Genomic DNA, 25980 nt, shown 5'->3' with positions numbered 1-25980 from the left:
GGCGGTGCCGACCCGGCACCGCCCCTCCGGGCTTCTCCGACCCGGCGGCGGGCGGCCGGCGAGCCCGGCTACCTGACGGTAACCGGATTCACATTCAGGACACTGTCCGTTCCTCGGACAATGGATTGGACAAGCCTCGTGGGGTCGAACGCATGATGGCTTCACGCGCGCCCGCGTCGTACGGAGCAGAAGGAGTCACCGTGAGGGTCGGAATCGTCGGAGCCACCGGTCAGGTCGGCGGAGTCATGCGCGGCATCCTCGCCGAGCGCAAGTTCCCGGTGGACGAGCTGCGGCTGTTCGCCTCGGCCCGTTCCGCGGGCTCCACCCTGGAGTGGGAGGGCCGGGAGATCACCATCGAGGACGCCTCGACGGCCGACTACACCGGCCTGGACATCGTGCTCTTCTCCGCTGGTGGCGCGACGTCCAAGGCCCTCGCCGAGAAGGTCGCCTCCCAGGGTGCGGTCGTGATCGACAACTCCTCCGCGTGGCGCCGCGACCCCGACGTGCCGCTCGTCGTCTCCGAGGTCAACCCGCACGCGATCAAGAACCGCCCCAAGGGCATCATCGCGAACCCGAACTGCACGACCATGGCCGCGATGCCCGTGCTCCGCCCCCTGCACGACGAGGCCGGCCTGACCGCGCTGGTCGCCACCACCTACCAGGCCGTGTCCGGCTCCGGCCTGGCCGGTGTCGCCGAGCTCGACGGCCAGGTCAAGGCCGTCGCCGGCGAGGCGACCGCGCTCGTCCACGACGGCGAGGCCGTCGCGTACCCCGAGCCGGGCGTGTACAAGCGTCCGATCGCCTTCAACGTGCTGCCGCTGGCCGGCTCGATCGTGGACGACGGCTCGTTCGAGACCGACGAGGAGCAGAAGCTCCGCAACGAGTCCCGCAAGATCCTGGAGATCCCCGACCTCAAGGTCTCCGGCACCTGCGTGCGCGTGCCGGTCTTCTCGGGCCACTCGCTCCAGGTCAACGCCCGCTTCGCCCGGCCGCTGAGCGTGGAGCGCGCGTACGAGCTGCTCAAGGACGCCCCCGGCGTCGAGCTCTCGGAGATCCCGACCCCCCTCCAGGCGGCGGGCAAGGACGCCTCGTACGTGGGCCGCATCCGCGTCGACGAGACGGCCGAGAACGGCCTCGCGCTGTTCCTGTCGAACGACAACCTCCGCAAGGGCGCCGCCCTGAACGCGGTCCAGATCGCCGAGCTGGTGGCCGAGGAGCTCCGCGGCTGATCCCGCATACACGACGGAGGGGCGGCACCATGACGGTGCCGCCCCTCGCCGCGTCGAGAGCGACTCCGCTGCCCCGGTGCCACGGCGCTGCCGCTGTCGTGCCCGCCCCGGCTTTACTCCGGCGCGCAGATCCCGCCCGCATGGAAGGATGGCCCGGCAACGTCACCATCGAAGGAGATGACCGCGTGCCAGGCACGAACCTCACCCGTGAAGAGGCTCAGCAGCGGGCGAAGCTGCTCACCGTCGACTCGTACGAGATCGAGCTAGACCTCCGCGGTGCGCAGGAGGGCGGCACGTACCCCTCCGTGACCACCGTGCGCTTCCAGTCCGCCGAGGCGGGCGCGGAGACCTTCATCGACCTGGTCGCCCCGGCCGTGCACGAGGTCGTCCTCAACGGCAAGGCGCTGGACGCGGCCGCCGTCTTCCGGGACTCGCGGATCGCGCTGTCCGGTCTGGCGGCCGGGCCCAACGAGCTGCGGGTCGTCGCGGACTGCGCGTACACCAACACGGGCGAGGGCCTGCACCGCTTCGTCGACCCGGTGGACCAGCAGGCGTACCTCTACACCCAGTTCGAGGTGCCGGACGCGCGGCGGGTCTTCGCCAGCTTCGAGCAGCCCGACCTGAAGGCGACGTTCCAGTTCACCGTGACGGCCCCGGAGGGCTGGACGGTCATCTCGAACTCCCCGACCCCCGAGCCCGCGGACGTCAAGGACAACGTCTGGCGCTTCGAGCCGACCCCGCGCATCTCCACGTACATCACCGCGCTGATCGTCGGCCCGTACCACGCGGTGCACAGCTCGTACGAGGGTCCGAACGGGCAGTCCGTCCCGCTCGGCATCTACTGCCGTCCCTCGCTGGCCGAGTTCCTCGACGCGGACGCGATCTTCGCGGTGACCCGGCAGGGCTTCGACTGGTTCCAGGAGAAGTTCGCCTACGACTACCCGTTCGCCAAGTACGACCAGCTCTTCGTCCCCGAGTTCAACGCGGGTGCGATGGAGAACGCGGGCGCGGTCACCATCCGCGACCAGTACGTCTTCCGCTCGAAGGTGACGGACGCCGCGTACGAGGGCCGCGCCGAGACCATCCTGCACGAGCTCGCGCACATGTGGTTCGGCGACCTGGTCACCATGGAGTGGTGGAACGACCTGTGGCTGAACGAGTCGTTCGCGACGTACACCTCGATCGCCTGCCAGGCGTACGCCGAGGGCACGAAGTGGCCGCAGGCGTGGACCACGTTCGCCAACTCGATGAAAACCTGGGCGTACCGGCAGGACCAGCTGCCGTCCACGCACCCGATCATGGCGGACATCCGTGACCTGGACGACGTCCTGGTCAACTTCGACGGCATCACGTACGCCAAGGGCGCCTCGGTGCTCAAGCAGCTCGTCGCCTACGTCGGCACGGACGCCTTCTTCAAGGGCGTGCAGGCGTACTTCAAGGCGCACGCCTTCGGCAACACGCGCCTGTCGGACCTGCTGGGCGCCCTGGAGGAGACCTCGGGCCGCGACCTGGCCGCCTGGTCCAAGGCGTGGCTGGAGACGGCCGGCATCAACGTCCTGCGCCCGCAGATCGAGACGGACGCGAACGGCTCGATCACGGCCTTCGCCGTGCGCCAGGAGGCCCCGGCGCTGCCCGCCGGCGCCAAGGGCGAGCCCACGCTGCGCCCGCACCGGATCGCGATCGGCCTGTACGACCTGCGCGACGGCAAGCTGGTGCGCACCGACCGGTTCGAGCTGGACATCGACGGTGAGCTCACGGCGGTGCCGGAGCTGGTCGGCCGCGCCCGGCCGGCCGTCGTCCTGCTGAACGACGACGACCTGTCGTACGCCAAGGTCCGCCTCGACGAGCAGTCCCTGGCCGCGGTCACCGCGCACCTCGGCGACTTCACCGAGTCGCTGCCGCGGGCCCTGTGCTGGGCCTCGGCGTGGGACATGACCCGCGACGGCGAGCTGGCCACCCGCGACTACCTCTCCCTCGTCCTGTCGGGCATCGGCAAGGAGTCGGACATCGGCGTGGTCCAGTCGCTCCAGCGGCAGGTCAAGCTGGCCATCGACCTGTACGCCGACCCGGCCTGGCGCGAGCAGGGCCTGGCCATCTGGACCGAGGCGACGCTGGAGCACCTGCGCGGCGCCGAGCCGGGCAGCGACCACCAGCTGGCGTGGGCCCGGGCCTTCGCGGCCACGGCCCGCACCGAGGGGCAGCTGACCTACCTGTCCGCGCTGCTGGACGGCGCGGCGGAGATCGAGGGCCTGGTCGTCGACACCGAGCTTCGGTGGGCGTTCCTGGAGCGCCTCGCCGCGACGGGTGTGGCGGACGAGCCCGCCATCGCGGCGGAGCTGGAGCGCGACCGTACGGCGGCGGGCGAGCGCCACGCGGCCACGGCGCGGGCCGCGCGTCCGACGGCCGAGGCCAAGGCGGCGGCGTGGGCGTCGGTGGTGGAGTCCGCGGACCTGCCCAACGCGGTCCAGGAGGCGGTGATCGGCGGCTTCGTGCAGACCGACCAGCGCGAGCTGCTGGCCCCGTACACCGAGAAGTACTTCGCGGTGGTCAAGGAGATCTGGGCGACCCGCAGCCACGAGATCGCCCAGCAGATCGCGGTGGGCCTCTACCCGTCCCTGCAGGTCTCGCAGGAGACCCTGGACGCGACCGACACCTGGCTGGCCTCGGCCGAGCCGAACGCGGCCCTGCGCCGCCTGGTCTCGGAGTCCCGTGCGGGTGTGGAACGCGCCCTGAAGGCCCAGGCGGCGGACGCGGCCGCCGCGTCCTGACGACACGGGCCGCCGTACGGGGGACGCCCCCGGTGCACACCGCACCGAGGGCGTCCCCCGTTGCGCCCCCGAACACGTCGGATCAGGCCAGGCCGGCCCGGGCCGCCGACACCGTGCGCAGGGCGGCGACCACATGGGCCAGGGCGGGGGCGTTCTCCGAGCCGCGGCGCAGCGCCGCGACCACGTGCCGGGTCGGCCGGTCCCGGGACAGGACCCGGACCGCCACGCCCGAGGCCCGGCTCGACACCATCCTCGGCACCAGCGCCACCCCCATCCCCGCCTCCACCATCGCGAGGATCGCGGTCCAACCCGAGGCGGCGTGGGCCTGTTCGGGTACGAATCCCGCCGCCTCGCAGGCCGTCCGCGCGATCTCCTGCCACGGTCCGCTGCCGCCGTAGATCCACGGGGCCTCGGAGAGGTCCGCCAGCCGCAACTCCGGTGCTTCGACCAGCGGGTGGTCGGGGGGCAGGGCCACGTCGAGGGGGTCCTCCAGCAGCACCATGCGGGTGAAGCGCGGGTCCCGGGCCGTCGGGGCGTGCGCCGCCAGGGACAGCGCCAGGTCGACGGCCCCGGCGGAGAGCAGCTCGTACGATTCCGCGGCCTCGGTCTCCCGTACGCGCACCGCCACCCCCGGGCGGGTCCGGCGCAGCTCCGCCACCGCCGGGACGACCAGCGCGGGCACGGCGGTGGAGAAGGTCCCGATCCGGACCTCCCCGGCGTCCCCGGCCAGGTACCCGGCCAGCTCCGCGTCGGCCCGTTCCAGCTGCGCGAACACCGCTTCGGCGTGCCGCAGGACGAGGTGGGCGGCATCCGTGAGGCGGACCCGGCGCCCCTGCGCCTCCAGCAGCGGCACCCCCACCTGGCGGGCGAGGTTGGTGAGCTGCTGTGAAACGGCCGAGGGCGTCATGTGCAGCGCCTCGGCCGTCGCGGTCACGGTCCCTTGTTCGGCCAGGGTCCGCAGGATCCGCAGCTTCTTGATGTCCCACTCGGTCATGGGAGCGAACCTACCGCCGGCGGCGCGAGGCGCTCCCGAGGCCCACACCGCCCAGGATCAGCGCCATGCAGAGCAGCTGCGCCGGACCGGTCGGCTCGTCCAGCAGCAGGTAGCCGAGCCCCGCGACACACACCGGCTGGAGGTAGTAGACGACGCCCGCCCGGGCGGCCCCGATGATCGAGATGGCTTTGTTCCAGGCGAAGAAGGCGACCGCCGAGGAGAAGACGCCCACGTACAGCAGCGGTCCGACCGTCCCGGTGGTGGGCTCGAAGCCGCCCTGGACCGAGAGGGAGACGGCGTAGGCGGGCGCCAGCATCAGCGCGCCGAGGGCGAAGGTGGTGATCAGGAAGGCGAGTCCGCCCAGTGCGGCGGGCTTGCGCCGCAGCAGGGCGCTGTACGTGGCGAACGACAGGGCGGCGGCGAACATCCACAGGTCGCCGGCGCCGAAGTCGAAGCCGAGGGAGCCGTCCCCCACCAGCAGCAGCACCCCCAGCGCGGCGATCAGCAGTCCGACGGTGCGCCGCGGGCCCAGCCGCTCGCCGCCGAGGCGGGCGTACAGCGCCATCACGACCGGCGAGGCAGCCATGATCATGCCCATGTTGGAGGCGGAGGTGGTCAGTCCGGCCTGGTGCACCAGCGTGTTGTAGAGGGCCACCCCGAAGAACGAGGCGAGGGCGATGTAGCCGAGGTGGCGCCGGATCAGCTCCCGCTGGAGCCAGGCCTGCCGGGCCGCGAAGGGGGTGACGGCGAGGCCGGCGATGATCCAGCGCCAGAAGACGGCCTGGACGGGCGGGACGGTGTCGGCCATCCCCCGGGTGGCGACGAAACTTCCGGACCAGACGACCGTGGCGATCAGGGCGAGGAGGACGCCGAGTCCCGCGGCCCCCTTCCGGGCGGCATGACCGGCTCCGGCGGTGCTGTGCGGGACGGTGCGGACGCGGTCCTGGACGGCCACGGTGTGTCTCTCCTCTGCTCGGGCGGGTCGAAGTGGACCTACCGTCGCACCCTTTCATCGGTCAGGTCCATCGAAATGTTCCGATCGATCTTTTCAGAAGAACTGAAAGAACGTGCGGCGAACAGCTGCCCGGCGACGGTGGCGCCGAAGGCGATCGCCATGCCCAGGAGCTGTACGGGAGAGAGCACCTGCCCCAGGGCCGCCCAGCCGATGACCGCGGCGGTGAGCGGCGAGAGCGGGCCGAGCAGGGTGACCGAGGTGGCGGTGAGCCGGCCGATGCCGCGAAACCAGAGCCAGTACGCGATCCCGGTGTTGATCAGCATCATGTACCCGTAGCCGAGGAAGGCCTTGCCGTCGAGCGCGGGCGGCGCCCCTTCGACGAGGGCGGCGACCGGGATGATGACCAGGCCGCCCGCGGTGAGCTGCCAGCCGGTCAGGGCCAGCGGGCCGACGCCCTCCGGACGGCCCCAGCGCTTGGTCATGACGGTGCCCGCGGCCATGGAGGCGGAGGAGACGACACCGGCGAGTATGCCGACCGCGTCCAGCCGCGCCTCGGCGGTGAGCACGACCATGCTCACGCCCAAGGCCCCCGCGACGGCGGCAAGTACGGTACGCAGCCGTGCGCGCTCACCCAGCACCAGGGCGGCGAGCCCGACGACGAACAGCGGACCGGCCGAGCCCAGCACGGCCGCGACACCTCCGGGCAGCCGGTAGGCGGAGAGGAACAGCAGCGGGAAGAAGGCGCCGATGTTGAGCGTGCCGAGGACCGCGGACTTCCACCACCACTGCCCCCGGGGCAGCGTGCGGGACAGGGCGGTGAGCAGCAGTCCGGCGGGTAGGGCCCGCATCACACCGGTGAACAGGGGCCTGTCGGGCGGCAGCAGTTCGGTGGCCACGGCGTAGGTCGAGCCCCAGGAGACGGGGGCGAGGGCGGTCAGGGCGACGGTGGCGAGGCGCTTCATGACGGGTGACTCCTCGGGCAGGTGTGGGCGCGGAAGGGAAGAGCGGGGCCTGGCTCCCGGATCGGGCCGGGCCTCAGGCGGTGGTGGGGGCGGCCGCATCCCGCGGCTGGGCGCCCGCGACCGCCACGGGCGGCTCGGCGCGCACGGCTTCGGCCGGCAGGTGCCGCTCCAGCCGGACCAGCGCCAGGGCGGCGCCGGTCGCAGTGAGGGTGAGCAGGGCCCAGGGCAGGCGGCCGTCGACGGAGAGCAGGGCGGTGAAGAGGGAGGGGGCGAGGGCGGTGGCCAGCGAGTAGGACAGCTGGTAGGTGGCGAGGTAGCGGCCGCGGACGGCTTCGGGGGCGGCCGAGACCGACAGGGCGCCGCCCGAGGGGCTGTGCACCAGCTCGCCGAGCGTGTAGAGGACCACGACGGCCAGCAGGGCGACGAGGGTGGCGCCCTGCCCGGGGCGCACCGTGCCCAGCACGATCTGCCCCACGAAGGCGGCGGCGAAGAGCAGCGACCCGAGGGCGGCCGAGCGGGTGCGGCGGGCGCCGGAGCGGCGGACCCGGCCCGCGACGAGGACGCCGATCCCGGCGCATAGGACGGTATTGAGGGTGAACGCCGCTCCGGTGAGGGAGTCGGGGCCGTGCAGCCAGGTGGTGATGTAGAGCGGGAAGAGCACGGACAGGGCCGCGTAGCCCAGCGCGGCCAGGAAGTTGGCGGCGGTCAGCCCGAGGAAGGGACGGTCGCGCAGCACCATCCGGTAGCCGGCGGGCGGCCGCTTGGCGGAGGTGGACCGGGCACCGCGCACCGGCCGGACCCGGCTGACGAGCAGTCCGGCGAGCGCGAAGGCCAGCGCGTTGCCGTAGGCGGTGTGGCCGAAGGCGCCGGTCCCCCACAGGGCCAGCACCCCGGAGACGATCATGGCGCCCGCGCCCATGCCGGCGTTCTGCAGGGCCCGCAGGGAGGCCTGGAGCCGGTCCTGGGCTCCGCCGTGCGCCACCTCTCCGATCAGGGACTGCTGGGCGACGGGGAACGAGCGGTCGGCGAGGGCGGTGACGAGCGCGACGGCGGCGAAGGCGGGCAGGGAGTCGGCGAAGGGGTAGAGCGCGAAGCCGAGCGTGCGCATCGCGTACAGCGCCAGGGTGACCCGCCGGGCGCCGAAGCGGTCCACGGCCGAGCCGGCCATCGGCATGAACGCCAGGCCGGCCAGGCCGGTCACCGTGAGCACCAGGCCGACGGCGGCGAAGGAGAGGCCGGTGACGTGGTGGAAGAAGACCAGGGAGAAGGGGACGTACATGCCGATCCCCACCGCGCTGACGCCCGCCGCGACGAGCAGGGGCCGCTCCCCCGGGACCCGTACCTCTGTGGACGCCGCCATCGTTTCCTCCCCCAATAGGTTGCTTGATGGAAAGTAGCTTACTCCTAAGCTACTTTTCGTCAAGCAACTTTCTTGCGAACGATCGGGAGGAGGCCGGATACTGCGCCCATGACCGAGCCCAACAAGGACGCAGTCGACGCGATCATCGACCAGTGGCACCTGGTGCGACCGGACCTGGAAACCACTCCCATGGCCGTCTTCGGCCGCATCTACCGGATCGCCCGGGCCATGGGAGACGAAATGGAACGGGCCTACGCCCGCTTCGGGATCTCGCGCGGCGAGTTCGACGTGGTCGCCACGCTGCGCCGCTCGGGCGCTCCGTACACGCTCTCGCCGCGCCAGCTCTCGGCCACGCTCATGCTCACGACGGGCGGAATGACCGGGCGCCTGGACAAGCTGGAGAAGGCCGGCCTGCTTTCGCGCAAGCCGGACCCGCACGACCGGCGCGGCCTACAGGTGACGATCACCGACCGCGGGCTCGCGCTCATCGACGAGGCGGTCGCCGCCGGCCTGGAAGTGCAGCGCGCCGCGCTCTCCGGGCTCGCGGACGAGGAGGTCGCCGTCCTGACCGGCCTGCTCCGTAAGCTGCTGGCCGGGGTCTAGACAGCACGACGGGGCGCCGGGGGTCCGCACCGGATGCGAACGCATCGGCGTGCGGACCCCCGGCGCCCCGGAAGTCTCAGTGGCTGCTCGACCCGCTGGGTCAGCCCTGGTTCTGCTGCTTGCGCGACTTGTCGCCCACCATCACCAGACCCGCGATCACCACGAACAGCAGGATCGGCAGACCCACGTACAGACCGAGGGTCTGGGCGATGCTCAGGCCCGGGCCCGGGTCGTCGCCGTCGTCGCGGGTCAGCGCGAGCGCGGGAGACGTCATCAGCAGCATCATCAGCGTCGATCCGGCCGTGACGGCGCCGGCGCGCAGAGCGTTCTTCTTGTCCACGGTGCAAACGTAGCGAACACCTAAACGGCCCGCGCGCCCGGGGGTGCCGTACGGGCGCACGCACCCTCCCGCACGGCGCTCAGCAGGGCGTTCGCCCGGCGCGACGCGACGAGCGCCTCCAGGGTCAGCGGCCGGCCCTCCGCGTCGGCCAACGGCAGCCGCCAGTTGGGGTACTGGTCCCAGGTCCCCGGCAGGTTCTGCGGCCGCCGGTCCCCCACGGCATCCGGCAGCCAGACACCGACCAGCCGCGCGGGGGTGCGCAGCAGGAACGCGTACAGCGCCCGCACGGCCGCCTCCTCGCCCTTGGTGTCCAGGCCGAGGTCCTCCAGTACGTCCAGCCACTGGGCGGTGTCGGCGGCGTCCTGCGCCCGTTCCTGCTCCAGCGGGCGGGTCAGCAGACCGAGCCGGTCGCGCAGTTCCACGTGCGCACCCGCCAGCTTGGCCGCCGTGGGCGGCAGGTCGTGGGTGGTGGCGGTGGCCAGGCAGTCGGCCCGCCAGTCCGCCGGGGCCAGCGGCTGCCCGTCGCCGGCCCAGTCGCGCTCGAACCACAGCACGGAGGTGCCGAGCACCCCGCGGCGGGCGAGCGCCCGTCGGACCCGCGGCTCCACCGTCCCGAGGTCCTCGCCGATCACGAGTGCTCCGGCGCGGTGGGCCTCCAGGACCAGCACCGCCAGCATCGCCTCGCCGTCGTACGCCACGTACGTGCCGTCGGCGGGCGGGGCGCCCTCCGGGATCCACCACAGCCGGAACAGGCCCATGACGTGGTCGATCCGCAGCGCGCCCGTGGCCCGCAGCACCCCGCGCAGCAGTGCCCGCAGCGGCGCGTACCCGGAGGCGGCCAGCGCATCGGGCCGCAGCGGCGGCAGCCCCCAGTCCTGGCCGCGCGCGTTGAAGGCGTCGGGCGGGGCGCCGACCGTCGAGCCGGTGGCGTGGACACCGGGGGCGGTCTGGACGTCGGAGCCCGCCGGGTGCACCCCGACGGCCAGGTCGTGGACGATGCCCACCGCCATCCCGGCTTCCCTGGCGGCCCGCTGGGCGGCGGCGAGCTGGGTGTCCGTCAGCCAGACCAGCCAGCGGTGGAAGTCGGCCCGCGCCGGGTCATCCCCGGTGGCGGCGGCGCACCAGGCGGCGTGCCGGTCCAGCGGCTCGCCCTGCTCGGCACAGAACTCCCGGTAGGCCGCCTCCCGTTCGGGGGTGCGCGGGACGGCGTACAGCAGCTCCAGGGCCGTGCGCTTGAGGGCCCAGACGGCGTCCCGGTCGATCAGCGCCCCCTTCTCCAGGACCCCGCGGCGCAGCTCCCCGCCCCGGGCGGCCAGTCGGGCCAGGGCCTCCTGGTCGGGGCAGGCGGCGTGTTCGGGGAGGTCCTCGACCCGCAGGTGCACGGGGTCGGGGAAGCGCCGGGAGGACGGCCGGTACGGGGAGGGGTCGGTCGGGGCCCCCGGCACGGCCGCGTGCAGCGGGTTGACCTGGATGAAGGCGGCCCCGTGAGCGCGCCCGGCCCAGCGGGCCAGCTCGGCCAGGTCACCGAGGTCGCCCATGCCCCAGGACCGCTCGGACAGCAGCGAGTACAGCTGGACGAGCAGCCCGTGGCCCCGGCCGGGTGCGGCCGGGGCCCGCTCGGGGGCCACGATCAGGGTGGCGGCTCCGGAGCGGCCGTCCGGGGTCTCGGCGTGGAGCCGGTGCACGCCGAGCGGAGGCACCCCGCCCGGCTCGGCGCCCGCGGCCCCGTCCCCCTCCAGCTCCAGCCGGGTCCGGGTCCCCGGGGGCAGGGCGGCCAGCGCCGCGGGCGGCTCCGAGCCGGCCCACCACACCAGCACGGGCGGCAGCAGGCGCCGCGCCCGGGCCCGCTCCGCCTCGGCCAGGGCCTCGCGCACGGACTCCGGGGTGGCGGCGTCCACCCCCAGCTGCCCGAGCACCGCGGCGACGGTGGCATCCGGAACCCGGAGGGTGACGTCCTCGGAGGGCTGGTAGGAGGTGGCGACGCCGTGGAGTGCCGCGAGCCGGGCGAGGTCGTCCATGTGAGTCCCTGAGGTCGGTCGCCTGCGGCGATGTCCGGTCTTATGCCGCGACGGTCGCGGCGGCGAGGGTCGGCTCGCTCGTCAGCGGGGCCTCGTCCGTGAGCGGGGGCTCGCTGGTCAGCGGTGTGTACGCGGAGCCGGCGAGCGGGGGCTCGCTGGTGAGGAGTTCGCTGGTGAGGGCGGTTTCGGCGGGCCCGGCCTGCGCGGGCAGGTGGGCGAGCGGCGGACGTTTGATCGGGTGGGTGGCGATGGTCTGCAGGGTGCGGGCTGCGGCGTCCATGGTGTGCACTCTCTTTCTTCCGTCGGGACTATGAGTGTGTGTCAGACCCTTGGAACGACGCCGGGGAATTACGCATGTATGTCAGACCCGCGGGACAACGCCGGGAACATCGCAGCCATACCCAGTCGGCAGCCTCGCATTCCTGGCGTATCCCGGTCAGAACACCCGCCCGCAATTGACACCCCGGCCGCACGGGTGGTGGGCTCTGGCTGATTCGTACGACCGGGGGAACGACTCGGGACGGGGAGGCTCCGTGCAGCTCAGGGGCAGCAGGCGGACGACGGCCGCGGCCATCGCGGTCATCGGGACGCTGCTCGGCGGCGCGGCGGCCGCGGGGCCGCCGGCGGCGTTCGCGGTGCCGACGGCGCCGGTCGTACCGGTTCCCGACCCCGTTCCCGACGCCGGCCGCGGCCCCGGTTCCGGTTCCGGCGGGCCGGGCGCGGCACCGGTGCTCGATCCCGGCTCCGATGCACCGCGAGCGGCCTCCGAGGGGCCCGCGGTGTGGCCCCGGCCCCAGTCGATGACCGCCGAGGCGGCACGGGACCTGCCGTTGGGGGCGGAGGCCGTACTGGTCCTGGCGGCGGACGCCGACCCGTACGCGGCCGAGGTGATCCGCACCGCCCTGCGCGGGGCGGGCGTACGGACCCTGCACGAGACGGCCCCCGGGGCTCCCCTGCCCGAACGGGGGACCGTCGTACGGCTCCAGGGGCCCGACGCGCAGGACGCGCTGCGGGTGCTGGGCGCGGCCACCTCCGCGGACCTGCCGAACGGCGGCTACCGGCTGGCGGTGGGACGGGCCGCCGGCCGGGACACGGTGGCGCTGGCCGGCGTCGGGGAGGAAGGCCAGTTCCACGCGGCCCAGACCCTGCGCCAACTGCTGGCCGCGGGGCGGGCCAGGGTGCCCGGGGTGCTGGTGCGGGACTGGCCCAGCTCGCCCGTACGCGGGATCACCGAGGGTTTCTACGGGCAGCCGTGGACGCGGGAACAGCGGCTCGCGCAGCTCGACTTCATGGGCCGGACCAAGCAGAACCGGCTCCTGCTCGCGCCCGGCGACGACGCGTACCGCACCACGCAGTGGCGAGAGGAGTACCCCCGGGAGCAACAGGAGGAGTTCCGGGCGCTGGCCGAACGGGCCCGCGCCAACCGGGTGGTGCTGGGGTGGGCGGTGGCCCCCGGCCAGTCGATGTGCCTGGCCTCGGCGGCCGACCGGGCGGCCCTGGCCCGCAAGCTGGACGCGATGTGGGAGCTGGGATTCCGGGCCTTCCAGGTGCAGTTCCAGGACGTCAGCTACACGGAGTGGGGCTGCCGGGCGGACCGGGTCCGGTACGGGACGGGGCCGGCGGCGGCCGCAAAGGCGCACGCGGAGGTCGCGGGCGAGCTCGCGGCCCACCTGGCGGCCCGGCATCCGGGGGCGGCGCCGCTGTCGCTGCTGCCGACGGAGTACCACCAGAAGGGCGCGACGGCGTACCGGACGGCGCTGGCCTCACGGCTGGACGCGCGCGTGGAAGTGGCCTGGACGGGCGTCGGCGTGGTGCCGCGCACGATCACCGGGAAGGAACTCGTCGGGGTGCGGGGCGCCTTCGGACAGCGCCCCCTGGTCACCATGGACAACTACCCGGTCAACGACTGGGACCCCGGCCGCATCTTCCTCGGACCGTACGCGGGCCGCGAACCGGCGGTGGCGAGCGGCTCGGCGGCCCTGCTGGCCAATGCGATGCCCCAGGCCGCGCTGTCGCGGATCCCGCTGTTCACGGTGGCGGACTTCGCGTGGAACCCGAACGGGTACCGGGCCGGGGCCTCCTGGGCGGCGGCGGTCGCCGACCTGGCGGGGCCGGACCAGCGGGCCCGCAGGTCGCTGGCGGCGCTGGCCGGGAACTCGGCGTCCTCGACGCTGGCCCAGCCGGAGTCGGGGTACCTGCGGCCGCTGGTGGAGGAGTTCTGGCGGACCCGCGCCTCGGGGGATCCGGCGGCGGCGGACCGGCTGCGGGCGGAGTTCACCGCGATGCGGGAGGCACCGGAGCGGCTCTCGGGGCTGCCGGGGCTGGGCGGTGGGGCCGGCGGCTCCGGCGAGGGCGGGCCGTGGGTGGCGCGGCTGGCGGCCTACGGTGCGGCGGGAGAACTGGCGCTGGACGTACTCCAGGCCCAGGCCCGCGGTGACGGGGCGACCGCCTGGAAGCAGGCGCAGGCGCTGGCGCAGGCCCGGCGGGGGCTCGCCGAGCCGAGCGCGGCCCGCGTGGACAAGGCCGTACTGGAACCGTTCCTCGCCCGCGCGGCGGCCGAGTCGGACGCGTGGACGGGAGCCGCGCGGCAGACCGGCAGGGTCTCGCAGGAGCCCCAGGCGTGGACGGTGCAGTGGGACGGTGCCCGGCCGGTGTCCGTGGTGACGGTCATGACGGACCCGCTGCCGCCGGGAGCGCGGGGCGCGGCGGTGGAGGCGCACGTTCCGGGCGAGGGCTGGCGCAAGGTCGGCGAGGCCGCGGCGTCCGGCTGGACCCAGGCGGACGTCGGCGGTCTGTGGGCGGATGCCGTCCGGCTGACCTGGTCGGGGCCGGCCCCGGCGGTGCACCGGGTGGTGCCGTGGCTGGCGGACGGGCCGGAGGCCACGTTCGACCTGGCGGCCGAACCCGTCGACGTGGAGATCGGCGGAGCACCGCGGGTGGTCTCGGCGGAGGTGTCCGCGCTGCGGCCCGGCGAGGTGCGCGGGCCCGTCTCGGCGGCGGCGCCGGCGGGGGTGCAGGTGGTGGTGCCCGGCGAGGCCGTGGCTCCGCGGGGGGCGCGGGTGTCGGTGCCCGTCTCGGTGACGGTGCCGGCGGGTACGCCCGCGGGGACGTACCCGGTCCCGGTCACCTTCGCGGGCCAGACCCGGACCCTCACCGTCCGGGCGGTCCCGCGGACGGGGGGCCCGGACCTGTTCCGCTCGGCGCGGGCCTCGTCGTCGGCCGACGAGACGCCGGCCTTCCCGGCGTCCGCGGCCGTGGACGGCTCGGCGACGACCCGCTGGTCGTCCCCGGCGGTGGACGGGGCGTGGTGGCAGGCGGAGCTGGCGGCGCCGGCGCGGGTGGGACGGCTGGCGCTGCAGTGGCAGGAGGCGTACCCGTCGGCGTACCGGGTCGAGACCTCGGCGGACGGGGTGACGTGGCGGCCGGCGGCCAGGGTTGCGGCGTCGCGGGGCGGGGCGGAGTCGGTGTACCTGGCCCCGGACCCCGTGCCGAGCCGCTTCCTCCGCATCACCTGCGAACGCCGCGCCACGCGGTACGGCTGCAGCCTCATCACGGCGGAGGCCTACGCGACGACCCCGTAACGGGGCCGACCGCCGTCCGGGTCGGGCGCCGGCTTCGCCGGGCTGTGGTGTCGTTGCACGGGAGCGGCCCCGGGGCGGGCTTCGCGGGCGGTGACGCCGCTGCGCGGGATCGGCCTCGGGGCCGGGGCGGGCTTCGCCGGCCGTGGTGTCGTTGCACGCCAGCGTGCGGCGGCGGGGCGGGCTTCGCGGGCTGTGGTGACGTTGCACGGGAGCGTGCGGTGGTGGGGCGGTGCCACTCCGGAAGTTCGTCTCGGCTCGCGGATCCTGGCGGGATCGAGAACGGACTCGGCGGTGACCGCTCATCCTCGACTCACCACCGCAGTGTCCCCACCCCACCCGCCAATGCCACGGCCCAGCCGGAGCCCCGCAATTCACCCGTAGACGCGGGCCTCAAAGTCCAGCCCCGCCCAACCCTTTGAGGCACCGGCCCGCCAAATCCAGCCCCGCCCAGCCCTTTGACGCACCGGCCCGCCAAATCCAGCCCCGCCGGCGATTGAGGCGCAGGGGTTCGGGCGCCGGCCCCCGCAACGGCGCCGCACGGGCAACCGAGCCTCCTCGGCGTCGGGACACGGGCCCGCCAATCCTGCCCCGCTCCAGCCTTCAGGCACCGGCCCGCCAATTCAGCCCCGCCGGCGATTGAGGCGCGGGGGTCCGGGGGGCTCCGCGGCGGGGCCTGGCGTGCGGGCGGGTCCGGTTAGGAGGCGGCGCCGATGCGGGCCAGCGCGTCGTCCGCGCCGTACGGCTGGAGGTACGGCATCCACCGGGGGTCACGGTGCCCCGTGCCGATGATCCGCCACGCCAGCCCCGACGGCGGAGCCGGCTGGTGCCGCAGGTGCCAGCCGAGGTCCACCAGGTGGCGGTCGGCCTTGACGTGGTTGCAGCGGCGGCAGGCGGCGACCACGTTGTCCCACACGTGCTGCCCCCCGCGGCTGCGCGGGATCACGTGGTCGACACTGGTGGCCACCGCGCCGCAGTACATGCAGCGCCCCCCGTCGCGGGCGAACAACGCGCGGCGGGTGAGTGGAACGGGCCCCCGGTAGGGGACCCGCACGAAGCGCTTGAGCCGGACCACGCTGGGAGCGGGGACGGCCCGGGTCGCGCTGTGCAGAAAAGCGCCGGATTCCTCCAGGGAGACTGCCTTGTTCTCCAGGACGAGGACGAGCGCGCGGCGGAGCGGTACGACGCCGAGGGGCTCGTACGACGCATTGAGGACCAGGACGTGCGGCACGGACTGCCTCCTTGTACGCCGGCGGCGCGTGGCTCGCGCCGGGACGATCTGCTCTCCAGTCTCTCCTTACGGCTGGTCGAAGCGCCACCACGCGCCCGTAACGGGTCGGAGGTGTTTTCAACCACACCCCTTTTCTCCCCGGGTGAGCCTGGTCTCTCCCTCGAACAGGACAACGGGGTAACCGGAATGCCCCGTTAGTGTGGTGGGGCGACCCCGTTCTACCTGGAGGTTCCCGTCGTGCCCTGGCCCGCCGCCCTGCTGCCCCTGGCTGCCGCCACCCCGGACCCGGCCGGATCCGTGAAGGAGGCTCACGAGAGCGTCACGAACGCCGCCAGTTTCATCGAGGAGAACTGGGCCGGATGGCTGTACCTCGGCCTGCGGATCCTGCTGATCGTGGTCATCGCGGCCGCGCTCCGCTCGGTGGTGCGCAAGTCGCTGACGAAGCTGATAACGCGGATGAACCGCGGCGCCGAGGCCGTCGAGGGTACGGCGCTCGGCGGGCTGCTGGTCAACGCCGAGCGGCGGCGGCAGCGCTCCGAGGCGATCGGCTCGGTGCTGCGGTCGGTGGCGTCGTTCCTGATCCTCGGTACGGCCGGGCTGATGGTGCTCGGCGCCCTGGACATCAACCTCGGCCCGCTGCTCGCGAGTGCCGGTGTGGCCGGTGTGGCGATCGGTTTCGGCGCGCGGAATCTGGTGACGGACTTCCTGTCCGGTGTGTTCATGATCCTGGAGGACCAGTACGGCGTCGGTGACAAGATCGACGCGGGTGTGGCCTCGGGCGAGGTCGTCGAGGTCGGCCTGCGCGTCACCAAGCTGCGCGGGGACAACGGCGAGATCTGGTACGTGCGCAACGGCGAGATCAAGCGGATCGGCAACCTCAGCCAGGGGTGGGCCACCGCGGACGTCGCCGTGCAGGTCAAGCCGGCGGAGAGCCTGGCCCGGATCCGCGAGGCGGTCAAGTCGGTCGCCGACGCCATGGCGAAGGAGTCCCCCTGGGACGAGCGCCTGTGGGGCCCGGTGGAGGTGCTGGGCCTGGACGAGGTGCTGCTGGCCTCGATGACGGTGAAGGTGCAGGCCAAGACGATGCCGGGGCAGCAGTTCGCCGTGGCGCGGGAGCTGCGCTGGCGCATCAAGGAGGCCTTCGACGCGGCGGGCATCGGGATCATCGGCGGGGCCGCCCCGGCCGCCGAGGAGGAGGAGCCCGCCGACCCGTCCGCGGCCGTGGCGCCGCCGTCGGTGCTGGCGAACCCGGCCTCCCCGCAGTCCCAGGCGACGGCGCCGATACCGCCGCCGGCCGCCCCCGGAACGGCCCGGATCACCAAGTAGGACCCCGGCGACCCCACTGCCCCCGCGGATCATTTCCGCGGGGGCAGTGCCATTGACACGGCTCCCACACTGACAGGAAACTTACCTAACAGTTTCTGCGGATGGAGAGCGCCCATGCCCGGCCCCACGACGCCCGCCCCCGGCACGCCCAGCCTCCTGCGCGTGATGAACGACCGCGCCGCGCTGGACCTGCTGCTGGTGCACGGGCCCCTGTCCCGGACCCGGATCGGCCGGCTCACCGGGCTCTCCAAGCCCACCGCCTCCCAGCTGCTGGCCCGCCTGGAGGCCGCCGGGCTTGTCGTGGCCACCGGCACCGACGGCGGCAGGCCCGGCCCCAACGCCCAGCTGTACGCGGTCAACCCGCGCGCCGCCCGGGTCGCCGGTCTCGACGTCACCCCGGGCCGCGTCCTCGCGGCCGTCGCCGACCTCACCGGCGAGGTGATCGGCAGCCACGAGCTCCCGTACGCGCCGGGCACCGGGGCGGTGGAGCAGGTCACCCGGGCCCTGGGCGAGGCCGTCAAGGACGCGGGGCTCGCGCTGTCCGACATCCACCGCACGGTCATCGCCACCCCCGGTTCCTTCGACCCGCGCACCGGGGTGCTGCGCTACGCCGACCACCTCCCCGGCTGGCACTCCCCCACGCTGCTGGAGGAGCTGGCGGCGGCGCTGCCGATGCCGGTCGAGTACGAGAACGACGTGAACCTCGCCGCGGTCGCCGAGCAGCGGCTCGGCGCGGCCCGCGGGCACGAGGACTTCGTGCTGCTGTGGAACGAGGAGGGCCTCGGCGCCGCACTGGTGCTCGGCGGCAGGCTGCACCGCGGCTGGACCGGCGGCGCGGGCGAGGTCGGCTTCCTGCCCGTGCCGGGGCATCCCCTGGTCCGCCAGGTCACCCGGGTCAACTCGGGTGGCTACCAGGAGGTGGCCGGCGTCCAGGTGCTGCCCGGGATGGCGGCCGCGCTCGGGATCGAGGCGCCGCCGCACGCCGGGTCGGGGGCGGGGGCGGTGCACGGAGCCGTGCACGGGGCGGAGTCGGGGGCCGTGGTGTCCACGGCGGTCGCCCTGCTCGCGCAGGCCGCCGAGCACCCCGAGGGGGCGCACCTGGATCTGCTGCGGCAGTACGCCACGGCGCTCGCCACCGGTCTCGCCGCGCTGGTCGCCGTACTCGACCCGGAGGTCGTGGTGCTCTCGGGCGCGGTGACCGCGGCGGGCGGGGCCATCCTGCGGGAGCTCGTCGAGGCGGAGCTGGCCGATCTGGCCCCGTCCCGACCCCGCCTGGTGTCGGGCACCGTACGCGAGCGGCCCGTCCTGCGCGGCGCGCTGGAGAGCGCCCTGGCCGCCACGCGCGACGAGGTCTTCGACACCTCGCGCCGCTGATCCCACCGCCCGGACCATCCAACCCCGGCTCCGCACCCCCTGGCACCTCCCGGAACGTTCCTCCCCGCACAGAGAGTGAGCACCGCCATGCCCAGAAACCGCCGCCTGACCGCCGCCGCCACCGCACTGGCCGCGATATCCGTCCTCGCCGGGGGGTGTACGGGCCAGAGCGGGTCCGGGGCGGCCGACGACCCCGACAAGGAGACCGTGATCAGCTTCTGGCACGGCTGGTCCGCGCCGGGCGAGGTCAAGGCCATCGAGGAGAACATCGCACGCTTCGAGAAGGCGCACCCCCGCATCAAGGTCAAGGTCACGGGCAACATGACCGACGACAAGATCAACCAGGCGCTGCGTGCGGGCGGGGACAAGGCCCCGGACGTGGTGTCCTCCTTCACCACGGACAGTGTCGGCAAGTTCTGCAACTCGGGTGCCTTCGCCGACCTGAACCCCTTCCTGGAGAAGTCCTCGATCGACCCGGCGAAGGTCTTCCCCAAGACCCTGCTGGAGTACACCCGGTTCCGCGGCAACCAGTGCACCCTGCCGCTGCTGAACGACGCGTACGGCCTCGTCTACAACAAGGACGCCTTCAAGGCGGCGGGCATCACCGAACCGCCCAGGACCTGGAGCCAGTTCACCGAGGCCGCGCAGAAACTGACCAAGCCCCACGGGGACTCGTACGACCAGCTGGGCATCATGCCCACCTACCACGGCTACGAGACCACCCCCATGCGGCTGGCCGCCCAGTGGAGCCCGACGTACTTCGGCGCCGACGGCAAGGCCAACCTCGCCAAGGACCCCGCCTTCGCGAAGATGCTGGCCGCCCAGAAGGACCTGGTGGCGAAGCTCGGCGGCTACGAGAAGCTGGAGAGGTTCCGCGCCGGCTTCGGCGACGAGTGGAGCGCCGAGCACCCCTTCCACCGGGGCCGGGTCGCCATGCAGGTCGACGGCGAGTGGCGGGCGGCGATGGCCGAGGAGGCCGGGGTCACCTTCGAGATCGGCACCGCGCCCCTGCCCGTCCCGGACGACCAGGAGGCCGACTACGGCAAGGGCTACCTCTCGGGCACCGTCATGGGCATCGCCTCGGGCAGCAGGAAGCAGAACGCGGCCTGGGAGCTGGTCAAGTACATGACCACGGACACGGAGGCTGTCGTGGCGTTCGCCAACGCCATCCACAACGTGCCCTCCACGCTGGCGGCGCTGGAGTCCCCGGACCTCCGGGTGACCCCGCAGTTCAAGACCTTCCTGGACATCGCCCGCCACCCCAAGTCGAACACCACCCCGGCGCAGGCCGACGGCGGCACCTACCAGCTGACCTTCCAGGACCTCGCGTACGGGGTCGAGAAGGGCGAGGTCACCGACATCCCGGCCGCCCTCGCCAAGGCCGACCGGCAGATCGACACGGACATCGCGAAGGCGAAGTAACCAGCGATGACCCTCGTCTCCCCGCACGCCCCGCGATCCCCACATGCCCCGCGATCCGCACGCGCACCGCACGCCCCGCGCTCCCTGCGGGCCAAGCGCCGCAGAGCGGCCCTGCGGACGGCGGCCTTCCTGTCGCCCTGGCTGATCGGGTCCGGCCTGTTCTTCGGCTACCCGCTGCTGTCCACCGTGTACTTCTCCTTCACCCGGTACGACGGCTTCCGGCAGCCCGTCTTCAACGGCCTGGACAACTGGACGTACGTCTTCACCGACTATCCGCTGTTCTGGCCGGCGATGCGCAACACCCTGTGGCTGGTGGTGGTGATGGTGAGCTGCCGGGTCGTCTTCGGCCTCGGCATCGGGCTGCTCATCACCCGGGTGAAGACGGGCGCCGGGATCTTCCGGACGCTGTTCTACCTGCCCTACCTGGCCCCGCCGGTGGCCGCGACCCTGGCCTTCGTGTTCCTGCTCAATCCGGGCACGGGCCCGGTCGACACCCTGCTGGAGGCGGTGGGCCTGCCGGCGCCGGGCTGGTTCACCGACGCCGACTGGTCCAAGCCCGCGCTCACCGCGCTCGCGCTGTGGGGAGTGGGCGACCTGATGGTGATCTTCATGGCGGCGCTGCTCGACGTGCCGAAGGAGCAGTACGAGGCCGCCGAGCTGGACGGGGCCGGGCCCTGGCAGCGCTTCCGGCACATCACCCTGCCGAACATCGCGCCGATCGTCCTGTTCGCCGTGGTCACCGGGATGATCCAGGCCATGCAGTACTACACGCAGCCCCTGGTGGCGGGGAAGACGGCCGCCGGGGTCATCGGCGGCTCGGGCCAGCAGTTCGAACCGGGCTACCCGGACAAGTCCACGCTGACGCTGCCGCAGGTCGTCTACAACGTCGGCTTCCAGCGGTTCGACTACGGCAGCGCCTGTGTCGTCGCGCTGGTCCTCTTCGCCCTCTCCATGGCCTTCACCGCGCTGCTGATGCGCCGCCGCGGCGGACTGATCGGGGCAGGTGACTGAGGTGAGCGACATGACCCGCACGGCTGTGACGCAGCCGCACCGCAAGGCCGTACTGCACTGGGTCGGGGTGCACTCCCTCGCCGTCGCCGCCGCCCTGTTCTTCGCACTCCCCTTCGTCTTCCTGTTCCTGACCTCCCTGATGAGCGACCAGCAGGCACTGACCCGCGACCTCGTCCCGGACACCTGGGAGTGGGGCAACTACGCCAAGGTGTGGCACACCCCCGGGTTCTTGACCTGGTGGCGCAACACCCTGCTCTACGCGGGCCTCGGCACCCTGCTGACCGTGCTGTCCTCGGTGCCCGTCGCCTACGCCCTCGCGAAGTTCCGCTTCCGCGGGAGGCGGCTCGCGCTGCTGCTGGTGATCGCCATGATGATGCTGCCGCCCCAGGTGGTGGTCATTCCGATGTACCTCTTCTGGGCGAAGCAGCTGGACCTGTCGGGCACGCTGTGGCCGCTGATCATCCCGATGGCGTTCGGCGACGCGTTCTCCGTGTTCCTGCTCCGCCAGTTCCTGCTGACCATCCCCGACGAGTACCTGGACGCGGCCAGGGTCGACGGCTGCGGCGAGCTGCGCACACTGCTGCGCGTGGTCCTGCCCATGGCCAGGCCGGGCATCGCCGCCGTCGCGCTGTTCCAGTTCTTCTGCGCCTGGAACGACTACTTCGGCCCGCAGATATACGCCTCCGACAACCCCGCCGCCTGGACGCTCAGTTACGGACTGGAGTCCTTCAAGGGGGCGCACCAGACCAACTGGAACCTCACCATGGCGGCAACGGTGCTGGTCATGGCACCGGTGATCGTCCTCTTCTTCTTCGCCCAGAAGGCATTCGTCGAAGGCGTCACCCTGACCGGAGTGAAAGGCTAGTGACCATGAAACTCGCAGTGGTGGGCGGCGGTTCCACCTACACGCCCGAGCTGATCGACGGCTTCGCGCGGCTCCGCGACACCCTGCCGGTGAGCGAGCTGGTGCTGATCGACCCGGCCACCGAGCGGCTGGATCTGATCGGCCCACTGGCCCGGCGGATCTTCGCCCGGCAGGGGCACCACGCGGTGGTCACGACGACCGCCGATCTCGACGCCGGGGTCGAGGGCGCCGACGCCGTACTGCTCCAGCTGCGGATCGGCGGGCAGGCGGCCCGCCTGCGGGACGAGACCTGGCCGCTGGAGTGCGGCTGCATCGGGCAGGAGACCACGGGGGCGGGCGGGCTCGCCAAGGCGCTGCGCACGGTCCCGGTGGTGCTGGACATCGCCGAACGGGTCCGGCGCGCCAACCCGCAGGCGTGGATCATCGACTTCACCAACCCCGTCGGGATCGTCACCCGGGCCCTGCTCCAGGCCGGGCACAAGGCGGTCGGACTGTGCAACGTGGCCATCGGCCTCCAGCGGAAGTTCGCGGCGCTGCTCGGTCTCGCGCCGGCCGACGTCCACCTCGACCACGTGGGGCTCAACCACCTCACCTGGGAGCTGGGCGTGCGCCGGGGCGGCCCGGACGGGGAGGACCTGCTGGCGGGGCTGCTCTCCGCGCACGGGGAGGCCGTCGCCGCGGACCTGCGCCTTCCGCGCGCGGTGCTGGACCGCCTCGGCGTCGTCCCCTCGTACTACCTGCGGTACTTCTACGCCCACGACGAGGTGGTCCGCGAGCTCGGCGCGAAGCCGTCGCGGGCCGCCGAGGTGGCCGCCATGGAGCAGGAACTGCTCGCCCTCTACGCGGATCCTGCCCTCGACGAGAAGCCGGAGCTGCTGGCCCGGCGGGGCGGGGCCTTCTACTCGGAGGCGGCCGTGGACCTGGCGGCGGCGCTGCTCGGCGACGGCCGGGGCCGCGGCGGCCCGGTGTTCCAGGTCGTCAACGTCCGCAACGACGGGACGCTGCCGTTCCTGCCCGACGACGCGGTCGTCGAGGTGCAGGCCCGGGTGGACCGCAGCGGCCCGGTGCCGCTGGCCGTGCCCCGGCTCGACCCGCTGCACGCCGGGCTGGTCGCGCACGTCACGGCCTACGAGGAGCTGGCGCTCGACGCGGCCCTGCGCGGCGGCCGGGAGCGGGTCTTCCGGGCCTTGCTCGCGCACCCGCTGGTGGGGCAGTTCGACCGCGCGGAGGGGTTGACGGACCGGCTCCTCGCGCACAACAAGGAGCACCTCGCATGGGCCTGAACCAGCCCGCCCCGGCCGCCGGGGCGGCCGCGCCCGCCCGGCCGGCGGCGCCCGGGGTGTCCGGGTCCGCGCGGCCGGCGGTCCTGGCCGTCGACGCGGGCAACAGCAAGACGGACGCGGCGCTGATCGCCGCGGACGGCACCGTCCTCGGCTGCGGACGCTCCGGCGGCTTCCAGCCGCAGCGGGACGGCGTCGAAGCCGCGGTCGACGTCCTCGGGCAGGCCGTCGCGCAGGCCGCCGAGGCGGCCGGACTGCCCTGGCCGCGCCCCGGGGTGCCGTACGCCGACCAGGTCTCGGCCTGTCTGGCCAATGCCGACTTCCCGGTGGAGGAGCAGCAGTTCGCCCGGGCGATCGGCAGCCGCGGCTGGGGCACGGCCACGCAGGTGCGCAACGACACGTTCGCGGTGCTGCGGGCGGGGCTGGACGGGCCGCGCGGGGTCGCGGTGGTGTGCGGGGCCGGCATCAACTGCGCCGGCATGCTGCCCGACGGGCGCACCGCCCGGTTCCCGGCGGTCGGGCGGATCTCCGGCGACTGGGGCGGCGGGGGCTTCCTCGGCCCGGAGGCCCTGTGGTGGGCGGCGCGGGCCGAGGACGGCCGCGGCGGGCCGACCGCGCTGGCGGCGGCGCTGCCCGGCCACTTCGGGCTCGGTTCCATGGCCGCCCTGATCGAGGCGCTGCACCTGGGCACCGTGGCGCAGGGACGGATCCACGAACTGGTGCCGGTGCTGTTCGCGGTGGCCGCGGCGGGCGATCCGGTGGCCTCGGCGATCGTGGAGCGGCAGGCGGACGAGGTGGTGGCCCTGGCCGCGGTGGCGCTGACCCGGCTGGACCTGCTGGAGGAGGAGGCTCCGGTACTGCTCGGGGGCGGGGTGCTGGCGGCCGGGCATCCGCAGCTGATCGGGCGGATCACGGCCGGTCTGGCCGAACGGGCTCCCCGCGCCCGGGTGTCGGTGGTGGCGGCGCCTCCGGTGCTGGGGGCCGGCCTGCTGGGACTCGACGCGCTGGGGGCGGCGGGCGGGGCCCGCGAAAAACTCCGTGCCCATTTCGGGTGAACCTGCCCGGAGCGGCCGCAGGTCTGGAACCGTGGCGGCGGTGCAGACGTATTCACGGTGAAGGAGGGGCGGGGGGCACCGGCGGGCGGTGGTTCGTCAAGATCCAGCATCGGGTGCTGTGGTTGACCGCCGGTACGGCCATACTGCTGCGATGGGGGTACCCCCGGCGGCAGCCGGGGGCAGTCAGGACCGAGGGGGAGGTCACGGTGGCCATCACATCACGCGCGCACGCGCCGGGTGGTGGTGCCGTCGTGCCGCCGGCGGGGCCGCCCCCCGGCGGGCCGCCGCCCCGGGGCACCGCCTGGGCCGAGGGCGTGCAGCGACTGCGCGAGGCCGCGACGACCGAGCCGGGCCGACTGCGGATCATCGGCGCCGTGCTCGCGGCGCTGGTGCTGCTGTTCGGTGCCGTGACCCTGTGGCAGATCGCCGGCCGGGTGGGCGCCGCGGACGACGTGGTGGGCCGCAGCCAGCCGCTGAGCGCGGACGCGGCGAGCATCTACCGCTCCCTCGCCGATGCCGACACCGCCTCGTCCAGCGGCTTCCTCGCGGGCGGGGACGAGCCGCGCGAGGTCCGCGAGCGGTACGAGAAGGACATCGCCAACGCCTCCCGGCTGCTGGTGAGCGCGGCCGCCAACACCGGGGCGGACGAGGACTCCCGCAAGCAGATCACCCTCCTGAGCGAGCAGCTTCCCCGCTACACCGGCCTGATCGAGCAGGCGCGGGCCACCAACAAGCAGGGCCTTCCGCTCGGCGGCGCCTATCTGCGCTATGCCAACGAGCAGATGACCACGCAGCTGCTGCCCGCCGCCCAGCGGCTGTACGAGGCGGAGACCGACCGGCTCTACACGGACTACGACGACGCCCGCTCCCTGCCACTGGCCGCCCTCGGCGCGGGCCTGCTGGCGCTGGTCGCCCTCGGATGGGCGCAGCGCCGCAACTACCTTCGGACGAACCGGGTGTTCAACCAGGGACTGGTCACGGCGACGGGCGCCTCCCTGGTGGTCCTGCTGTGGCTGACCGTCGGGCACACGGTCGCCCGGTCGGAGCTGCATACCGCCCGCGCCGAGGGGCAGGAGTCGCTGAAAGTGCTCAACGACGCGCGGATCGCCTCGCTTCAGGCGCGCGCCAGTGAGAATCTGACGCTGATCGCCCGCGGCGCCGTACAGACCGCGGACAACAAGTCGGACAAGTACGACGTGGACTTCACCAAGAACATGAAGGAGCTGGACGCGGGGCTGGCGACGGCGCTGCGGCTGGCCGAGGACGCCGGCGGACGGGCGCCGGTCACCCGTGCCGCCGACGGGGTCAAGCAGTGGAAGCAGCGGCACGCTGCGGCCCGGGAGACCGACTTGAGGGGCGACTACCAGGACGCCTTGCCCCAGGTCATCGGGGACAAGGACCACAAGGACAGCAGCGGGGCGTCGTTCGACACGGTCGACGCCTCGCTGGAAGAGGCAGTGGCCCATGAGCAGCGAGAGTTCACCCGGGCGGCCCGCGACGGGCTCGGTGCGCTGAGCGGTCTGATGACGGGTGCGGCGGTCCTGGCGGCCATCGGTGCCGCGGCGGCACTGCTCGGCATCGGGCGCCGGCTTTCGGAGTACAGGTGACG

General features: G+C 73.5%; 20 protein-coding genes. 12 read left to right on the top strand and 8 right to left on the bottom strand.

Annotation, left to right across the window (positions count from 1 at the left end; translation table 11 throughout):
- Positions 1-200 precede the first annotated feature (200 nt).
- Together AB0B01_RS06720 and pepN are read left to right on the top strand one after the other, a co-directional pair.
- Positions 201-1229, top strand: coding sequence for an aspartate-semialdehyde dehydrogenase (locus AB0B01_RS06720; RefSeq protein ID WP_361713616.1), 1029 nt, complete (start codon positions 201-203; stop codon positions 1227-1229).
- Positions 1230-1414: 185 nt separating this feature from the next.
- A complete protein-coding gene (pepN, locus tag AB0B01_RS06715; protein WP_361713614.1) occupies positions 1415-3997 on the top strand; it encodes an aminopeptidase N in 2583 nt (860 codons plus the stop codon).
- An 82-nt stretch (positions 3998-4079) separates the two neighbouring features.
- On the opposite strand, the gene AB0B01_RS06710 is transcribed toward pepN, so the two are convergent.
- The 4 genes from AB0B01_RS06710 to AB0B01_RS06695 form a co-directional block, all read right to left on the bottom strand.
- Complete coding sequence (locus tag AB0B01_RS06710) at positions 4080-4991, bottom strand: LysR family transcriptional regulator (protein ID WP_361713610.1); 912 nt, start codon at positions 4989-4991, stop codon at positions 4080-4082.
- A gap of 10 nt (positions 4992-5001) precedes the next feature.
- A complete protein-coding gene (locus AB0B01_RS06705; RefSeq protein WP_361713608.1) occupies positions 5002-5946 on the bottom strand; it encodes a DMT family transporter in 945 nt (314 codons plus the stop codon).
- Between the two features lie 38 nt (positions 5947-5984).
- Positions 5985-6908 (bottom strand): EamA family transporter, encoded by a 924-nt coding sequence (locus AB0B01_RS06700; protein ID WP_361713606.1) that lies wholly within the window; start codon positions 6906-6908, stop codon positions 5985-5987.
- A gap of 73 nt (positions 6909-6981) precedes the next feature.
- On the bottom strand, positions 6982-8268 hold the full coding sequence (locus tag AB0B01_RS06695) for an MFS transporter (RefSeq protein WP_361713604.1): 1287 nt from the start codon (positions 8266-8268) through the stop codon (positions 6982-6984).
- Positions 8269-8376: 108 nt separating this feature from the next.
- Here AB0B01_RS06695 and AB0B01_RS06690 point away from each other — a divergent pair, with 108 nt between their 5' ends.
- On the top strand, positions 8377-8871 hold the full coding sequence (locus AB0B01_RS06690) for a MarR family transcriptional regulator (protein ID WP_361713602.1): 495 nt from the start codon (positions 8377-8379) through the stop codon (positions 8869-8871).
- 100 nt (positions 8872-8971) lie between these two features.
- Here the strand turns inward: AB0B01_RS06690 and AB0B01_RS06685 are convergent, their stop codons facing one another.
- Genes AB0B01_RS06685 through AB0B01_RS06675 form a run of 3 tightly spaced genes read right to left on the bottom strand, consistent with a single transcriptional unit; the run spans position 8972 to position 11509 of the window.
- Entirely contained in the window at positions 8972-9211 is a 240-nt protein-coding gene (locus AB0B01_RS06685; protein WP_361713600.1) for a hypothetical protein, read from the bottom strand.
- A gap of 20 nt (positions 9212-9231) precedes the next feature.
- Entirely contained in the window at positions 9232-11229 is a 1998-nt protein-coding gene (locus AB0B01_RS06680) for a 4-alpha-glucanotransferase (RefSeq protein ID WP_361713598.1), read from the bottom strand.
- Positions 11230-11269: 40 nt separating this feature from the next.
- Positions 11270-11509, bottom strand: coding sequence for a hypothetical protein (locus AB0B01_RS06675; protein ID WP_361713596.1), 240 nt, complete (start codon positions 11507-11509; stop codon positions 11270-11272).
- 253 nt (positions 11510-11762) lie between these two features.
- On the opposite strand from AB0B01_RS06675, the gene AB0B01_RS06670 reads away from it, so the two are divergent.
- Complete coding sequence (locus AB0B01_RS06670) at positions 11763-14810, top strand: beta-N-acetylglucosaminidase domain-containing protein (protein ID WP_361713594.1); 3048 nt, start codon at positions 11763-11765, stop codon at positions 14808-14810.
- A 694-nt stretch (positions 14811-15504) separates the two neighbouring features.
- Here the strand turns inward: AB0B01_RS06670 and AB0B01_RS06665 are convergent.
- The gene (locus AB0B01_RS06665; protein WP_356850619.1) at positions 15505-16038 is read right to left on the bottom strand and encodes an HNH endonuclease; all 534 of its coding nucleotides are present in this window, start codon (positions 16036-16038) and stop codon (positions 15505-15507) included.
- A 237-nt stretch (positions 16039-16275) separates the two neighbouring features.
- Here AB0B01_RS06665 and AB0B01_RS06660 point away from each other — a divergent pair, with 237 nt between their 5' ends.
- The 8 genes from AB0B01_RS06660 (at position 16276) to AB0B01_RS06625 (ending at position 25978) form a co-directional block, all read left to right on the top strand.
- On the top strand, positions 16276-17364 hold the full coding sequence (locus tag AB0B01_RS06660) for a mechanosensitive ion channel family protein (RefSeq protein ID WP_361713593.1): 1089 nt from the start codon (positions 16276-16278) through the stop codon (positions 17362-17364).
- Between the two features lie 114 nt (positions 17365-17478).
- Complete coding sequence (locus tag AB0B01_RS06655; RefSeq protein ID WP_361713592.1) at positions 17479-18738, top strand: ROK family transcriptional regulator; 1260 nt, start codon at positions 17479-17481, stop codon at positions 18736-18738.
- An 87-nt stretch (positions 18739-18825) separates the two neighbouring features.
- On the top strand, positions 18826-20160 hold the full coding sequence (locus tag AB0B01_RS06650; protein WP_361713591.1) for an ABC transporter substrate-binding protein: 1335 nt from the start codon (positions 18826-18828) through the stop codon (positions 20158-20160).
- Between the two features lie 6 nt (positions 20161-20166).
- Complete coding sequence (locus tag AB0B01_RS06645) at positions 20167-21171, top strand: sugar ABC transporter permease (RefSeq protein WP_361713589.1); 1005 nt, start codon at positions 20167-20169, stop codon at positions 21169-21171.
- Between the two features lie 10 nt (positions 21172-21181).
- Positions 21182-22036 carry a carbohydrate ABC transporter permease gene (locus tag AB0B01_RS06640; protein WP_361713587.1) on the top strand — a complete coding sequence of 285 codons (855 nt, stop codon included), beginning with the start codon at positions 21182-21184 and terminating at the stop codon, positions 22034-22036.
- A gap of 5 nt (positions 22037-22041) precedes the next feature.
- Complete coding sequence (locus tag AB0B01_RS06635; RefSeq protein ID WP_361713585.1) at positions 22042-23319, top strand: 6-phospho-beta-glucosidase; 1278 nt, start codon at positions 22042-22044, stop codon at positions 23317-23319.
- Positions 23310-24371: a BadF/BadG/BcrA/BcrD ATPase family protein gene (locus AB0B01_RS06630; RefSeq protein WP_361713583.1), complete on the top strand. Its 1062-nt coding sequence runs from the start codon at positions 23310-23312 to the stop codon at positions 24369-24371. The genes AB0B01_RS06635 and AB0B01_RS06630 overlap by 10 nt, the downstream gene beginning before the upstream one ends.
- Positions 24372-24577: 206 nt before the next feature.
- Positions 24578-25978 carry a hypothetical protein gene (locus tag AB0B01_RS06625; RefSeq protein WP_361713581.1) on the top strand — a complete coding sequence of 467 codons (1401 nt, stop codon included), beginning with the start codon at positions 24578-24580 and terminating at the stop codon, positions 25976-25978.
- Positions 25979-25980: the final 2 nt, after the last annotated feature.

Source organism: Streptomyces sp. NPDC044571 (assembly GCF_040647115.1).
In the GTDB taxonomy this organism is placed as follows: domain Bacteria; phylum Actinomycetota; class Actinomycetes; order Streptomycetales; family Streptomycetaceae; genus Streptomyces.
Note: the sequence above shows the minus strand (reverse complement) of the source record. Positions and strands in the feature narration are given on the sequence as shown.